This is a genomic window from Bosea sp. ANAM02 (assembly GCF_011764485.1).
Lineage (GTDB): Bacteria > Pseudomonadota > Alphaproteobacteria > Rhizobiales > Beijerinckiaceae > Allobosea.
Genome location: NZ_AP022848.1, coordinates 973,396 through 988,014, shown reverse-complemented (window position 1 = coordinate 988,014; position 14,619 = coordinate 973,396). Strand labels below are relative to the sequence as shown.

The 14,619-nt window shown below is 66.5% G+C and carries 18 protein-coding genes; 1 reads left to right on the top strand and 17 read right to left on the bottom strand.

The genetic code is table 11. The features are described from left to right. On the bottom strand, positions 1-447 hold the full coding sequence (locus OCUBac02_RS04780) for a phage tail protein (RefSeq protein ID WP_173043795.1): 447 nt from the start codon (positions 445-447) through the stop codon (positions 1-3). On the opposite strand from OCUBac02_RS04780, the gene OCUBac02_RS04775 reads away from it, so the two are divergent. Continuing rightward, positions 446-889 (top strand): hypothetical protein, encoded by a 444-nt coding sequence (locus OCUBac02_RS04775; protein WP_173043793.1) that lies wholly within the window; start codon positions 446-448, stop codon positions 887-889. The two genes, OCUBac02_RS04780 and OCUBac02_RS04775, sit on opposite strands and share 2 nt — an antisense overlap. Here the strand turns inward: OCUBac02_RS04775 and OCUBac02_RS04770 are convergent. From OCUBac02_RS04770 to OCUBac02_RS04695, 16 genes are all read right to left on the bottom strand, one after another. Beyond that, positions 886-3,111 carry a phage tail tape measure protein gene (locus OCUBac02_RS04770; RefSeq protein ID WP_173043791.1) on the bottom strand — a complete coding sequence of 742 codons (2,226 nt, stop codon included), beginning with the start codon at positions 3,109-3,111 and terminating at the stop codon, positions 886-888. The two genes, OCUBac02_RS04775 and OCUBac02_RS04770, sit on opposite strands and share 4 nt — an antisense overlap. A gap of 216 nt (positions 3,112-3,327) precedes the next feature. Next, positions 3,328-3,612 carry a phage tail assembly protein gene (locus OCUBac02_RS04765; RefSeq protein WP_173043789.1) on the bottom strand — a complete coding sequence of 95 codons (285 nt, stop codon included), beginning with the start codon at positions 3,610-3,612 and terminating at the stop codon, positions 3,328-3,330. A gap of 33 nt (positions 3,613-3,645) precedes the next feature. Then, positions 3,646-4,152 carry a phage major tail tube protein gene (locus OCUBac02_RS04760; protein ID WP_173043787.1) on the bottom strand — a complete coding sequence of 169 codons (507 nt, stop codon included), beginning with the start codon at positions 4,150-4,152 and terminating at the stop codon, positions 3,646-3,648. A gap of 71 nt (positions 4,153-4,223) precedes the next feature. Next, a complete protein-coding gene (locus OCUBac02_RS04755; RefSeq protein ID WP_173043785.1) occupies positions 4,224-5,693 on the bottom strand; it encodes a phage tail sheath protein in 1,470 nt (489 codons plus the stop codon). Positions 5,694-5,796: 103 nt separating this feature from the next. Continuing rightward, the gene (locus OCUBac02_RS04750; RefSeq protein ID WP_173043783.1) at positions 5,797-6,399 is read right to left on the bottom strand and encodes a DUF4376 domain-containing protein; all 603 of its coding nucleotides are present in this window, start codon (positions 6,397-6,399) and stop codon (positions 5,797-5,799) included. A 9-nt stretch (positions 6,400-6,408) separates the two neighbouring features. After that, complete coding sequence (locus tag OCUBac02_RS04745) at positions 6,409-8,226, bottom strand: phage tail-collar fiber domain-containing protein (protein WP_173043781.1); 1,818 nt, start codon at positions 8,224-8,226, stop codon at positions 6,409-6,411. After that, on the bottom strand, positions 8,223-8,837 hold the full coding sequence (locus OCUBac02_RS04740; RefSeq protein ID WP_173043779.1) for a phage tail protein I: 615 nt from the start codon (positions 8,835-8,837) through the stop codon (positions 8,223-8,225). Before OCUBac02_RS04740 ends, OCUBac02_RS04745 begins: the two co-directional genes overlap by 4 nt. Further along, positions 8,834-9,904: a baseplate assembly protein gene (locus OCUBac02_RS04735; RefSeq protein WP_173043777.1), complete on the bottom strand. Its 1,071-nt coding sequence runs from the start codon at positions 9,902-9,904 to the stop codon at positions 8,834-8,836. The genes OCUBac02_RS04740 and OCUBac02_RS04735 overlap by 4 nt, the downstream gene beginning before the upstream one ends. After that, the gene (locus OCUBac02_RS04730; protein WP_173043775.1) at positions 9,901-10,281 is read right to left on the bottom strand and encodes a GPW/gp25 family protein; all 381 of its coding nucleotides are present in this window, start codon (positions 10,279-10,281) and stop codon (positions 9,901-9,903) included. The genes OCUBac02_RS04735 and OCUBac02_RS04730 overlap by 4 nt, the downstream gene beginning before the upstream one ends. Continuing rightward, positions 10,281-10,541, bottom strand: a complete 261-nt coding sequence (locus OCUBac02_RS04725; RefSeq protein WP_173043773.1) for a PAAR domain-containing protein — start codon at positions 10,539-10,541, stop codon at positions 10,281-10,283. The genes OCUBac02_RS04730 and OCUBac02_RS04725 overlap by 1 nt, the downstream gene beginning before the upstream one ends. After that, on the bottom strand, positions 10,538-11,008 hold the full coding sequence (locus OCUBac02_RS04720; RefSeq protein WP_173043771.1) for a phage baseplate assembly protein V: 471 nt from the start codon (positions 11,006-11,008) through the stop codon (positions 10,538-10,540). The genes OCUBac02_RS04725 and OCUBac02_RS04720 overlap by 4 nt, the downstream gene beginning before the upstream one ends. After that, a complete protein-coding gene (locus OCUBac02_RS04715) occupies positions 11,008-11,778 on the bottom strand; it encodes a hypothetical protein (protein ID WP_173043769.1) in 771 nt (256 codons plus the stop codon). Before OCUBac02_RS04715 ends, OCUBac02_RS04720 begins: the two co-directional genes overlap by 1 nt. Beyond that, positions 11,775-12,164 (bottom strand): hypothetical protein, encoded by a 390-nt coding sequence (locus OCUBac02_RS04710; protein WP_173043767.1) that lies wholly within the window; start codon positions 12,162-12,164, stop codon positions 11,775-11,777. Before OCUBac02_RS04710 ends, OCUBac02_RS04715 begins: the two co-directional genes overlap by 4 nt. 2 nt (positions 12,165-12,166) lie before the next feature. Further along, positions 12,167-13,174 (bottom strand): major capsid protein, encoded by a 1,008-nt coding sequence (locus OCUBac02_RS04705; protein ID WP_173043765.1) that lies wholly within the window; start codon positions 13,172-13,174, stop codon positions 12,167-12,169. 10 nt (positions 13,175-13,184) lie between these two features. Then, a complete protein-coding gene (locus OCUBac02_RS04700) occupies positions 13,185-13,568 on the bottom strand; it encodes a head decoration protein (protein WP_173043763.1) in 384 nt (127 codons plus the stop codon). A gap of 3 nt (positions 13,569-13,571) precedes the next feature. Further along, positions 13,572-14,612, bottom strand: coding sequence for a head maturation protease, ClpP-related (locus OCUBac02_RS04695; RefSeq protein ID WP_173043761.1), 1,041 nt, complete (start codon positions 14,610-14,612; stop codon positions 13,572-13,574). Positions 14,613-14,619 lie beyond the last annotated feature (7 nt).

Genomic DNA, 14,619 nt, shown 5'->3' with positions numbered 1-14,619 from the left:
TCACCCCAGCAGCGAGAGAAGGCTGCCGACGACGCCAGAGGCTTCGACCTCGCCCTCGTATCGCTTGAGCTTGATCTGATAGGCGTTGCGGCGCGCGACCCCGGCCCGGTCGATGAAAGACCGATCCTCCTCGACGCCCTGGATCGTGTGATAGCCGTAGACCATGCCGGCCGCGGCATCGCCCCCGACGAACATCAGCGGCTCGCCCGCTTCCGCCGCCGAGATCACGCCGTCCAGGCTGTCCTGCCCGCCAAACTCGAAGGGGAACAGCACACCCTTGATCGTCACCTCGTCGCTGGTCGGCCCGAGCCATTGCTGGGCGTTCAGCCGTTGTGCGACCTCGATATCGCTCCAGCTCGTATTCACGGACCGGGAAAGCCCGTCATAATGGAAGCCGATTGCCTCGAAGGCGAACGGCCCTAGCGCCATGGAGACGGGATTGGTCATGAAGCTTGCACTCTCTATCGGCTGTCTGATGACGTTCGCCACGTCGGTGGTCGCCGCCACTCCGGGCGAACGCCAGGCTGCCAGAGCCCTTTACGATCTCACCGCGAGTTCGGCCCGGGCGCTGGAGAACGCCCCGTTCGACCGCCCGGCCAGTCAGAAGTTGAAAGCCGCGCTGGAGCAGAAGGTCGAGGCATTCAGCTTCGACATGGACGGCAATGACAAGGACGCGCTGTTCAACTGCGAGTATGCCGCCAAGCAGCTCGTGGTGATCCTTGCCGACGCCATCCTGGCACAGAGGCCGGCCGCTCCCGCTCGGGCGAAGCTGATGCAGGAGCGAGCCACGGACTGGGCGACCGAGATGCAGGGCTGCCGACGCTTTCTGAAGGCGCCGGCGGTCAAGGTCGACATGCAAGCCCTCACCCGACGGATTGCTGGCAACTAGTTCGCTGCATCCGAGAAGGCGCCCTCCAGAGCCCGCTTCGTCTGTGCGCCAACCTGCTTGCCGACTGCTGCCCCGATATCGGCGGCGCTCGCATTCGTCGTCGCATGGACAGTCACGCTGACCGAAACGGGCACGTTCGGCGCAGGTGGCGGATTGGTGATCCGCACATCCTGCGTTCCCTTCGGTTGCAGGATACCCTGAAGATCGCTGGTCTTCAGCTGGCCGGTCTGAGCGGGTGCCGCCTCCGGCTTTTTGTCGCCGGAGCCGAACCATCTCTCGAAATGCCCGATCAGACGCTGCACTGTCGGGACCATGCCGGGGTCGGGCCTGTTCGACGTATCGAGGCCGAGACGCTTGTCGACCTGGTCGAAACCGGCATCCATCGCGGTGCGGCCGATATACTCGACCGCTCCGGCGAAGAGACCGTTCTTTAAGACACCGCCCAGACGCGTCATCAGGCTCGCCTGCGGCGCTTCCGACAACATCGCGGAAACGCGCTTCTGCAGATCCTGAATGCCCCACGGTCCGATCGGCCGCGGCGTCTTCACGCTCTCGATGCCGCCAAGCTTCGAGCCGCCGACCGCCGGCACCGAGCCATTGCCGCCGCCGGGACGCGGCGCCGATGAGGCTGGCGAAGCAGCCGGAGAGGCCGGGCGAGGCGCTGGGGCCGAAGCGCCTTCCGCTGCCCCGCCGGGCCGCAGTGCGTTGATCAGCGAACCCGTCTTCTTGCCGAGCGACCAGAGCATCTTCATCCCGGTCAAGGCTAGGATCGCCGAAGATAGCCCTCGGATTGCCTTGGCGAAAAGGCCGATGCCAACTGCCGCGGCGCCGAGCTTCAGTGCCCAGACCGTGAGCGACGAGAGGTCGAGACCTGTCAGCTGCTGGAAACCGGAGACGAAGCCGCCGATCGCCGCCGCGAACTCGCGCAGGGCTGAGCCCATCTGGCGGAACTTCTCGAAACTCTGGCCCATGGCGTCGACATCGGCCGAGAAGGTCTCGGTTTTCCCGAAGATCAGATCTCCCAGCTTGCCGAAGGCTTGCGCCATACCGCCTTCGCTGCCCGGCCCCATGATACCCGTGACGAGGCCGCGGATGGAGGCGCTGAGCTTGTCGAGGATCGAGACCCGGCCATCCATCGAGTTGAGGATGCTGGAGAGCTGCTCCATCCCCGCCGTGAGCGGACCGAGGAGCCGCCGTCCGGAAGCGATCCGGAGATCCTCGAAGGCGCCGGACAGGCGCTGAACCTGCGCCTCATAGGTCTTCATCCGGCGGCCGAAGTCCTGATCAACCACACCGTTGGCCTTGAAGGCCCCATCGCGGATGCGCTTGTACTCCTCCAGGTTCTGGATCAGCGGGCGCAGGAACTTCTGGACCTGCTCATCCTGGTAGAGGTCGCCAAGCTTGGCGAGGTCGCCTTTCAGGACCTTGTTGGCCTTCTCCGCCAGCATCACGAAGATGTCGCCGCCGGCCTTCTGGGTCTTCTTGACCTCACCGCGGATGTCGACGTTGAAGGCCTTCCACTTCTTCACCGCGTCCTGAGCCTGGATCTTCTGCATCAAGTTGGCGGTGTTGGTTGCAGCCTCCGATCCGGTTGATGCGCCCTTCCGAGCGATCTGCAGCGCCGCTGTCAGCTTCGCGACCGCGTCGACGCCAGCCATGCCCAATGCCTGGGCCGAAGCGGTCAGCGCAGGAAACTCGGCCGCCATATCCTTGATCTCGAAGGCACCTTCCTTGCCGGAATAGGCCATCGAATCGAGGATCTTGGGAACGTCTTTCGCCGCAACCTTCAGGTTGTCGATCGAGGAGAACACCGCCTTGGCGAGATCGGTCACCTCGGCATTGTAGGCCGTCGCCGTCCGGCCGATGCCCGGAAGCGCTTCCATGGTCTTGTCGACGTCGAGGCCGAAGCCGAGCAACGTGTCGACGCCCTTGGCCATGTCGTTGGCGCCGCGGCCGACGTCCTTCGCCAGCTTTCGCACGCGCTCGCCGAGGCCGGCCATGCTGGTGTCGGAGAGATCGGCCTTCTGCGCGATATCGAGCAGGCTGGTCTCGAAGTTGGCGGCCGGCGTCACCATGCCGGAAACCGTCCGCTGCAGAGCGTAGGCAGCCGCCGTCGCGGCGAGCAGCTTGACATGCAGTGCCGAGAAGCTGCGGGTCGCGCGGTCGCCGACAGAAGCAAGCCCGCCGCCAGCCCCCGCCCCAACGGAGCGGAGCCGGTTCATCAGGCCGAGAATGCCCCGGGCCGGCCCAGAGGCGCGGTCCGTAAGCCGGATCAACAGATCGGAGCGGAGCTGCGCCATCGGGTCAGGCCACCATGACTACGGGACGGGGCAGGCGCAGCAGCTCGACATACCGGCCGAACCAATGCAGCGCCTCGCGAGGCTTCATCCGCAGAACCTGCGGCAGGGGCGTGCTACCGACATGCGAGATGACGGCGGCTATGTTGCTCCAGTCGTCGGCTTCTTCTCGTTTCCCATGAGATGCCCGACCTTGTCGGTGATCACGGCAAGATCGCGCGCCTTGAGCTTGCGGATGGCCTGGATCGGCACGCCCGCCATCCCGGCGAGAATGGCCGCGGTCTTCTGCATCTCGCCGGAGACGGCATCCGCGGCGCAGAGATCGCCCAGCTCGGCCTCGCGGAAGGTGAGCTCGGGATAGGAATTGCCGCCATGCTCGATCGGCACGATGAGCGGCACGGTGATGGGGTCGAATTCGTTCGACATGGTCTGTCTCCAATTGGGAAGTATCGCTGCTCGTCAGAGCAGCATGGACGCGCGCATGCCGGCGTATTGCGAGACGCCGCCGACCTTGATGTCGAAGTCGTCGACCTCGAGCAGGTTCTCGCCGTCGATCTCGAGCTTGTAATAGTGGACGGCCACCGCGTAGTCGTTCTCCGAACGCTCGCCAGGTTGCCAAGTGCCGCCATTCGCCGTCTTGATGAAGCCGCGGATGGTCATGACGGCGGAATGATCGACACCGTCCTCGTCGACCAGGGCGCCGGTCACCATAAAGGGCGTCTCCACGCCCGGGCGGAGGCCGAAGAGCTTGATCACCTGCGGATCGAGCCCCGGCATCTTGAAGGAGAACTCGGTCTTCTCCAGACCCATCTTGACTTCGCGCGGCTTGATCATGCCGCTGTTGCGCATCTCCTCCAGCTTGTCGGTCGGAACCGGCACGGTGATGTCACCGATCTGGCCGAGCTTGCTTTCGCGATCGGCCCAGAGCGTGCAGTTGCGCAGGATGAACTTCGGAAGATTGGACATTCAGAACTCCGAATGGATGCAGGCCCGCCGGCGCGGGCCGGCGGGGGCGCGTCTGAGCGCGAAGGGAGGGGTCAGGCGGCGAGGCTGAGCGGGCCGTTGTCGATCGCCCCGCGCACGCTATCCAGCAGCAGCTGGTAGTAGACGATGTTGCGATGGGTCGTGATGTGGATCTGTTCCATCAGACCGACCGGCTCGAACTCGACGTTCAGGAAGACCTTTCCCTGCGCATTGAGCGAGGGAACGTTCAGATCGGAGAGCCAGACGCGGCCGCCGAGGATGTCCTCGTTGATGGTGAAGACCCGCAGCGCAGCGTTGCCATCCTCGATCATCATCTTAAGGTTGCCGCGCGTGAACTTGCGGTCCACGTAGAGGAAATAGAGATCCTCCAGCCCCTCGTTGATCATGTCGGCCGTGGCGCGGACGCTGTCGAACTGCCAGAGAATGTTCTCGGCCGCGAGGCGCGAGCCCCAGGTCCGCAAGCCGCCGCGCTCGTTGATGATCGTGTTGACCTGATTTTCGTTCAGGTAGTTCGAATCGAGCGGGTAATTGATCGTCCGCGCAACGCCATCGAGCGTGCGGATCATCTTGTTCGAGACCGAGCCCGAGACGCCCTCTGCGGAGGCCACGACCCGGGAGCGAACGCCGGCGAAGACCGGCGCGGAGGGGACGATCACAGGCACGTCGTCGACGTTCTTGATCCCCTTCGGATCGATGATGAGGATGCGATCCGAGTTGATCGTCTTGCGGAAGCGCACCGCATCGGAGTTCGTGGTGTTCGGCCCATGGATATAGGCCCGCGCCCGGGCACCGTCGGCGTGGCAGATCGAGCGCAGCGCCGAGACATAAGCATTCCCGACATCGCCGAGATTGGCGATAGCGGTCGGAAGCACCTTGTCCACTTCGGCGCCGCCGCCGGTGAAAGCGATGGCCGGAGCAACCGTCATGCCCTTGCCGGCCGACACCACGCGCACGCTGACGACCGTGCCCGCCTGCGCACCGGTCCCCATCACGGCCTCGAGGACCGGCAGGATCTTGCCGGCAGCCGCCCCGCCACCCGACGCGGTCACGACAGGCGCCTCGGTCAGGTTCGAGCCGCCGCCCGTGACGGACACCGAAACGACGCCATCGGCGATCCATGTGCCGGTTTCGCCATCAGTCACGATGACGCGCGGCTGGTAGCCGATGAGACCCTTGACCCGGTGGAAGGCATAGAGGCCGGTCCGCTCGACCGGATCGCCGATCAGGTTCGCCATCAACGTCGCCGGCGTGTCGGAATATTCGACACGGTTGACGACGACATAGGAGCCGCCCTCCTCGAGGATCGTGCGCAGGTCGCGCAGGAGCGATCCCTCTTTGCCTAGCCCCACACCCTGGCTGAGCGACGTCACCAGCGTCGGCGTATTGAGCGGAAATGCCGCAGGATCGGCCGCGTCAGCGTGACCGTTCAGAAAGGTGACGCCGTTGTTCTTGAGCCGCAGGACGCTCGGCGTATCCGGGCTCTCCTCGAGCTTGACGCCGTGGAAATAGGACAGATCAGCCATTCGGGTGTTCTCCAAAGAAAAACCCCGCCACAAAGGACGGGGCGGGGTTCGGCTTGTCGGGACGAAAGGAAGCTAAAGGTCGAGGAGGCCTGAAAGAGGCTGCCTAGGCGAAGGCCTCGTCGATCTGGTCACGGGTCGTGACCGCACCGGAGCCGATTGCGCTGACCACCTGACCGTAGGTCGCGAAGCAGGCATCGACATGGGCGAGCACGGCGTCCGAGATCGCGATAATGAGCGCGGCGGTCAGAACCGTGCCGGTGTCCTCGGGATCTGGTCCGAACCAGGTCGTTTCGAAGTCTGGATCGGTTGCGGCTTTCTGGCGCGCGCCCGACAACATGAGCTTGCTGCGATCGTCGGTCGCGACCGCAACGCCGTTGAACAGAATGCCGGCTGTTTCCATTTGCCAGCGCAAGTCGCGCGCATGCTGGATCAGCTCGGCCTGCGTCGGCGCGATCGGCGCCGGCGCGATAAAGCCGCCGGCCTCCGTCCAGCTCCAGCCCGGCTCCGCCTCGGACGACACGGCGAGGAGCGCCCCAACCGGCGCCTCGTAGACGCCCTCGTATTCGAGCTCCTCGACCTCTTCGTCGCCGCTCACGACGCAGATCGCTATGCCACGCGCCGACGCTCGGTCGAGATCGATCGTGTAGCTGTCGGGGAGATCGACGATCTTCGTGACGATGCCGCCGGTGATTTCGCAGACACGCATGACCGCTCCTCAGTACAGGATCCAGAGTTCGCCGCGGGCGCCCGCGCCCGCCACATTGCCGCTGGCTCCGCCGCCGCCGCCGCCACCAGGGATGACGCCGCCGTTGCCTGCGCCGGTGCCGGCATTGCCGCCGACGCCGCCGTTGGGCGCAACGCCGCCCTTGCCGGCGTAAAAGAGTGTGCCGGAACCGGAGTAACCTTGTAGACCGCCGGCGGAAGGCGAACCGTTGCGCGAGACATCGACGGCACCGCCGGAGACCGCTCCTCCCAAGGCCGAGTTGGTAACGGCGCCGCCGCCAGCGTTGACGCCACCAGCGCCGCCGCCGGCCGTGCGCGTCTGACCATTCGCCGTGACCGTGGTGCCAGCGCCGGATGCGCCATTGTTGCCTGCGAAACCGGCAGCACCGCCGCCGCCGATGGTTCCGGTGATGGTGTTTCCGGGCACAACATCGACAGTCCACTCAAACTGGGCGCCGCCGCCGCCGCCGGCCGGGCCTGACGGATTGTTGCCGAAGCCACCACCACCCCCGTCGCCCCAGCCGATCAGCTGCACGGTGGTGATGCCCGCCGGCACCGTCCAGGAGAACGCACCAGGGGTGGAAATCACGACGCGCGTCTTCTTCAAGCGGGCCTTCTGCAGGCCAGCCGCCGTGATCGCCTTCGTCGTGTTAAGACCTGCCACGGCCTCGGCGGCGGAGGCTAGCGCGAGCACGCCCGTCTGCGTTTCCGAACCGTCGCGGATCAGGGGCCGCCACGCTCCCCAGGCGCCCCCGGTACGAATGCGCATCAGCCACCCATAGGTGCTGGTAGCCGCCTCGGAGTACGGGATGGCAACCTGGGTCAGGGTGCCCACCGCGTTGTAACGGATCGTCCAGCAGTGGAAGTAGTACGCACCCCCAGGGCCGCCGGCTTCGGTTCCGAGAAGAAGGCAGGGATGGATACCCCAGGTCTCGCCGGCCTCATCCCAGCCGCCGGCTGGGATCGAGGCGGTACTGGCTGCACCGCGCAGCCGGCGCGCCAGCGAATAGGCCGAGACAGTCCGGCTGAGATCGCCGGTGGTGACCTCGGCCTCGCTGGCTATCTTTGCCGGGCCGACCGCGGTTTCGGTCGCGATCGCGCTGGCCCAGCCAGCCGCGGTCCGCTTCAGGTAGCGATTGGCGCTGTCCTCGGCAACGGAGTTGTCGCAGACCTGATGCCCGGTCGGCACGGCGGTAACGACCCAGACCCCGACCCACTGGGCGAGCTTGTAAGCCTGCCCGACCCAGGCGCCGGTCGGCGCCCCGTTGATGACATAGGTGGCGCCAGTCGCCGGCGCCGCCGGCGGATCGTTCAGCACTCCATCGACCGTCACCCAGAACGGTCGCACCTGGCGGCCGATGTTCACCTGCGCCTGCGGGTCGATCACCACGGTGATCGCGCTCGGATTGGCGACGGCGAGCTTCAGCCGATAGGTCACGGCCGAGGCCTGGCCGGAGGATGGCGGCGGCTTATAACCGTTGCCGCAACGGGCAAGGCCGATCAGCGTTCCGGCGGCGCTGAACAGGCCGACCTCGGCGACGTTGAAGCCATGCGACGGGCGGCCCGTGCCGTCATTGGTATCGGCAGGAATCGTCGCGTCGACGACGATGGCGCCATCCACCACTGCGACGCTGGCAATCGCCGCCCGGTACTTCTCGCGAACCAGCGCGACCTGCGCTTCGTTCGGATTGTAGGGCACGCCGTTGGCGTCACCCCAGGCGACCTGGGTGAGGACGAGATCGGCACCGCCGCCGAGATCGGCGATGATGGCGGCCCGGCCGGCGGTGGTGGTGAGCAGTCCGGTGGTCATGGCAGGGCCTCGACGGTGATCAGTTCTTCCAGGAACAGGCCGGCGGCGAGCACCGGCGTGAATTCGAAGGTCTCGCCGCTGAGGGCGTAGGGCTCGACGGTCACGAGCTCCTCGGTCAGCAGCCCCGCTCCCATGACGACGCTGCCGATCGCGAGCTCGCCAGCGCCGAACACGATCGGTCGCGATTTCGGTTTGGCGGACATCACCAGCGGGCGAACGGCCTTCAGGATCCGCGGCACATCGTCGATCGTGGTCTCAACGAAGACGCGCGACGTGCCGCGGCGGCCGAGCGGCAGCTGGTCGCCCCACTCGGTGAGTTCGAAGGGCCTATCGGCGAGCGACAATGCCGAGGTCACCGCATGCACCGTGCCCTTGATCCGGTGATAGTCGGGGCTATCGGCGATCGCCTGGCGTTTCACCGGCTCGGCCCAGCCATCATCCCAAGCATCGACGCTGACTGCCCAGGCGAGCCAGGGCAGCAACGCGGCCGGGCAGCGCCAGGCGTCCCATAGTGTCTCGATGACGGCGGGGTCGATCGCGTCGAGTTCGGCCGAGAGTGCTGCGATCTCGCGCTCGAATACATCCGCATTGCTCGGGAGCAGATCAATCATGACCAGCTCTCCGCCACGACCTCATGGGTGACAGTGACGGTGCCGAGCCTCGGCGCCTTGAACAGATGGGCCGTAACAGCATCCGCCAGGGGCACGAAGCCTGGCGCGCCGACGTCGGCGAGCGCTGCTTCTGTATAGCCGGCAGGGGGCGGATTGACGTCGCCCACCGGGGCGGTGAGCGAGACCTCGACGACATTGGCATCCGTACCGAGCGCCGCAGCCGCAATGGTGCCTTGCCGCAACCGGCGCCCGATCAGCCAGACTGGCCCCTCGATATCGTCACCGATCCAGCGAAGCCGACCGGAGCAATATTGACGGATCCGCCTCTCGGCCTGGGCCTTGACGATATCAGCCGAGGCGCCCTGGCGGATCTTCAGGTTGGCGACGACGTTGAAAGGCAAGTCCGTCGCGAGCTCGACCGTGACCAGGTCGCCGAGCGGCCGCAACCGGACGCGGCTCAAGGCTTCCTTAACAGTCGCGACCAGCGCGGTCTTCTCCGGCCCCGACAACCCGTCCCGCGGCAGTATGACGACACGAATGCGGGGCGCCAGGCAAACGCCCTCGTCCTCGGAGTAGGCCGCAACGTCGAGCACGTCTCCGGAAGCGGAGAGCGCCCAGAACAGATAGGCGCCGACCGGCCCGGCCGTAGACCATGACTCAGGCGCCAAGGCCAGACGCTGACGGTAGGTCTCGTCATCCTCCATCACGGCCGGCGTCGCGCCAACCGCCGGCACGATCTCGCGGCGCGGCGTCCTGTAATAGGTCACGCCGATATGATCGAGCGCGCGGCCAAGTGCGCCGGCGAGCGTGAGCGCCCGAATGCGGTCGTTGATCCGTCCGCGCAGCAGGGTTTCACGATAGGAGCCGACCTCCAGGACGACGGAAGACGGATCCGATTCGAGCAGCAGCGTATCGACCGGCGGGAGGGAGGGATCGGCCAGCCGGCGCAGCTCCCAGCGTTCGGTGAACGTCGCACGGTCGCGGGCGAGGTAGCTCTCGAAATCGAGAGCCTCGACGACATCCGAGATCGGATAGAGCGACAGATCGACCGGGGTGAAGCGCGTCATGTCGACCTCGGGATGACAACCCGCGTCGAGGCATCCTCGGCGATCGAATAATCGCCGAGATGCCCGCGTGGGTAATAGGTTCCATGGAGCGCGAGCCCGACTCTGCCGTCAGGCCCCGCCTCGACGATCGCGCAGCGGGTCAGCCGGAACCTCGGCTCCCAACGTACGATCGAGATGGCCACGGCGGCATAGAGCGCCAGGACGCGCCGCGGGGTCATCTTCGCATCGATCAGATCGAACAGCGGTGAGCCGAAATCCCGCCGCATGACGCGCGACCCCAGCGGCGTCGACAGGATGACGCCGATCGACTGCTGAACATGCGCCCAGCCCGAGAGCGGCTTCATCGTGCGGCGCTCAAGACCGTTCCCGTCAGGCATCAGGCGCAAGTCCACTTCGATTGGCTGGCGACGAGCGAGGCGCCGCAGGTGGTTGTGTCGCCCTCGCGTGCGATCGGCGCCCCCTCGCAGACGTGCTTGCCCGAGCCCGTCGCGATCGACTGGGGGCCATGGATCGGGCAGACGAAGGCATCACCGCGCCGCGCGATCCGGATGCCGACGCATTTCCATCGCGACGCTGCCGAAACGACGGCGCCACCGTGGCTCGACGTATCGCCGAGCCTGATGATCGGCGGGCTCATGCGAGCTCGCCGCTATCGGCCTCGTAAGTGATCGACTGCGCCTTGTAGACGATCGTCGGAGCGTCGAGCGTCACCTTGTCCCCCGCGATGAACAGCCGGACCTGGCCACGCGTGATGACCATCTCCGGACCGTCATGCGGCCGCGGATTGGCATTGGAGGGTACGGACATGTCGATCTCCGCATCGGTCAGGTCCCCCGTCTCCGAAACGACCTTGACCTGCTGCCCGACGGAAGGAGCGATATGCGTCTTCGTCTCGCCGGCCGCGATCTCGCCCCAAGGGATCCAGGGGCTGAGGTACTTCCTGCCGTCCCGCTCCGAGATCTCGACGCGGGCCAGGCCCTTGGCGTTGTCAATTTCGGCGACGGTGCCGGTCCGCTTGCGATTGCGGTCGCGGCGCTTCTGATCAGCGAGCTGATCGGCAATCCAGCGGATCTGCCCAGGCAGATCGTCCGGAATGTTGCTCATCAGCCGCCTCCCCCTTCAGCGAGCACGACGCCGGCGAGCGCAACATCATCGTCACCCAGACCTTCGGCCGGCGTGATCAGCATCGCAGTCGCCTCATCGCCCGACAGGGCCATCTGCGACTGGTCGATGCGCCAGGACGGCTCCGGAGGGTCGCCGACAATGGCTCGCCGGATCGGCACCGCGAGCTTCCTGAAGTCGGGATCGGCATCCTGCTCGATCTTTGCCAGCAGGTCCGCCCAAACCCCTGCCGGCGCCTTTCCGAACGGCGGATCGGCGAGCGGATGCACCTCGATCTCCATCTGCCTGCCAGCGAAGCGAAGCAGCTTGTCGGCAGACGCTCCACGACGCTTCCGGACGCGCCCGACCTTTGTCACGAACCGGCGCCAGAGGTCGGACCATTCATTGGTCGGATCGGCGAGCGCGATGGCGATCTGCCGCGCGATCAGGTTGAGCGTCATCTCCATCAGCGCATCGGTCGGAACAAGCGCGTCGACCAGCTCATCCTCGCCGCTGTCGAGGCGATAACGCATCTTGCTGGTCACGCCGATCTCGATCGCCAGCGAGAAGGACCCGTTCCCGGTCAGGATATCGCGACCGACGCCCTGGCTCTCGCCGTCATCAGTATAGACGGCGATGAAAGGGCGCTTGTGCTCGGCCGCCGCGACGTCGATGGCGGAGACCTCGCTATCGCTGACAGCGCCACCGGCCAGTGTCCGGCCGGACAGCGCCTTCACCGTGACGAGACGGATGGCAATCTCGGACAAGCTCATTGGACCGCGAGCCTCAACACGATGCGATTGCGCCGGGGCGGATCGACGCGGGCGATCTCATAGACCTGCCCGCCGCGCTGCATGGCGACCAGCAGGTCACCCTTGCGCAGGTTGCGCGCCGCGGGATGAGCGTCGGGGTCGATCTGCAGTTCGGCTTCGCCGATCGGAATGCGAGCGAGCCACATGCCGGTGTTGCCGCCGGCGAGATCGGACTGGCCGCCCTCACCGATGAGGAGCACACCCTGAAGGTCGAACGCCGCGCGATCAGGATCGGGCGACGCTCCACCATATTGCGACACGCGCTGCGGGCGCGCGGTGATCAGGTCCGCCAGCTCTCGATCGACGCTGGCGCGGACCCGCGCCAGGCGATCGGGCCAGAGCGCCATGATCAGGTCAGCGTCAGCTTGCGGAGCACGCCCGGGCGGGTGCAGAGCGAGATGGCGTTCATCTGCACCTGCAGATGTCGCCCCTTTCCGTCCTGCCGCGCCCACTGCTTGGCGTAGAACGGCAGGCCGACGGTGTTGACCGTCTCCTCGTAGTCCGCCGGCGCGAAGCGGGTGATGAAGAGGTCGGGAACGCCCTTGACCACAACGCGCGCCTCGGCATGGCCGATATAGGGCGAGCCGAGATCGGTGGTCGCCTTGGCGCCGGTGCGGTAGCGCTCCCAGGTCGCGCCGCCGAACTCGAAGACGTCCGGCACATCCTGCCGCAGCACCTGCGCACCTTGGAACACGAAGGTGTCGCGCACGCTCTTGTGCTGCCAGAGCGACTTGTGAAAGTCACGGCCGGTGAAGACGTGGATGCCGTCGTAGGGCTCGTCGAGGTCGTCCTCGATGCCATAGATGACGTCCTGCCAGAGCGATCCGACCAGGGTGGCGTCGACGTCGAGATCCAGCGACTTCGGCGCCGGCTCGGCGATGCCGAAGCGGGTATAGAGGTTGTGCAGCACGGTGCCGGACTTCGCCGTAACGATGCCCTTGATCGCGCCGACGCGCTGATGCTCGAGCGTCATGGTCAGGTCGGCGGCATGGCGCTGGGCCTTGCTCTCGACACGCTCCACGACCGTCTCCAGCCGGTCCTCGCTGCCGAAGGCGCGCACATTCTGCACCTCGTCGGCCTTCACGCTGTCGTCGCGCTGGTAATGGTCCACCTCGAAGGGCAGGCGCGAGCGGCTTTCATCGCCTGTGGTCTCGCCGGCACCGCCGCGCGGCGAGGGCTCGACCAGGGCGAGCTTGCCATCGCGCTCCTCGATCGAGACGACGGTCGTGGTGACGCCGTCCTCGCTGAAGATGCCGCTGGCAGAGACCTGCCCCGGGCGGTACGGCTCGCGGTTGACGGCGGCCGTCAGGCTTTCGAGGGAGAAGCCCTCGTTGTCCCAGATATTGATCGCGGGCATGAGGCTCTCCTTAGCGAGCGAGGATGTTGACGGCGGCGAGCTCGGCGATCGCGGCCTTTTTCTTGGCGTCGTTGTCGAAGTCGGCGCCCCAGACCAGCATCGAGCTCTTCACCTCGGCGAGGCGAGCAACGACCACGGCCTTCGCGTCGGCCGCGGTGGCATCGACCCCGTAGGCGAGGACAGCAAGCGCGAGATCGGCGCCGGTCGCGGGATCTTCCGCCGCAGCAGTGACGGGCTTGAACTTGCCGGAGGCCGTCACCTTGCCGAGCACAGCACCGGGCTTCAGCACGCCCGCCCCTGAGAGGATCGTCACGGTGTCACGGGAGATCGAGCCGACCTCCGACAGGACGAAGGAAAGGTCGCGTGGACCCATCGTCTTGGTATCGAACGCCATCGGTCAGGCTCCCTTCTGAGCGGTGCGGCGCGCCGCGTAGATCGAATTGGCGGAGACGCCGGCTCGCGCCTTCGGCTGGGCCGCACCGGGCTGGGCGAGACCGGAAGCCCGGGCGCGCTCGGCGTCATAGTTGTCGACGGTCTCCGCGGCCGAGGCCTTGGGCGCCGCGGCGAGGGTCGCCTTGGCGGCTTCGACGGTCGATCCGGTCAGGTAGAGATGCTCGGCGAGCGTCTCGCGGTCCTTCGTCTCGTCGAGCGCCAGGATGGCCGCGCGACGGTCGCGATCCGCCCGCACCGCCTCGGCGGCGGCATCGGCGCGGATCTTGTCGAGATCGGCGGGCTTGTCGTCCGCCTTGGGGGTGGCGCTCATGGGTTTCTCCCTCGTCTGAGCGGTGGGGGCGGCGGACGCCGCCAGGAGCTTGTTAACGGTCCAGCCATGGGCATCGGCCAGGGCGAGAACCGGAACGGGGGCGTTGGCGTAGCTGCGATAGGCGAAGGCGGAGGGCTCCGACCGCTCCGCAGCAGCCGCGCTGCCGACCTCATCGGCGAACCCCGCTTCGACGGCCTCCTCCGCCGTGAACCAGGTCTCGGCCTTCATCAGGGCGCGCATGTCGGCGGCAGGCTTGCCGGTACGATCAGCGTAGATCGAGGCCATGGAGCCGCTGATCGCGTCGAGCTCGCCCAGGCGCTTCTGGAGTTCTCCGGCATCGCCGAACGCGATGGTCGAGGCATCGTGGATCATCATGACCGCGCCGAGCGCCATGCTGACGCTGTCGCCGGCCATCGCAATGATCGAGGCCGCAGAGGCCGCAATGCCCTCGACGACGATATCGACCTTGCCCTTATGCGCGGCGAAGGCCGCGTGGATCGCCGTCCCCTCGGTGGCGATGCCGCCGCCGGAGTTCAGCCGCACCGTAATGTCGCTATCCCGCCCGAGCCGGGCGAGCGCACCGGAAACGTCCGACGCCGAAAAGCCGTCTTCGAACCAATAGGCTCCGACCGTGCCCGTCAGGACGAGCTCGTTGCCATCGACCAGAACTGCCATGGGTGAA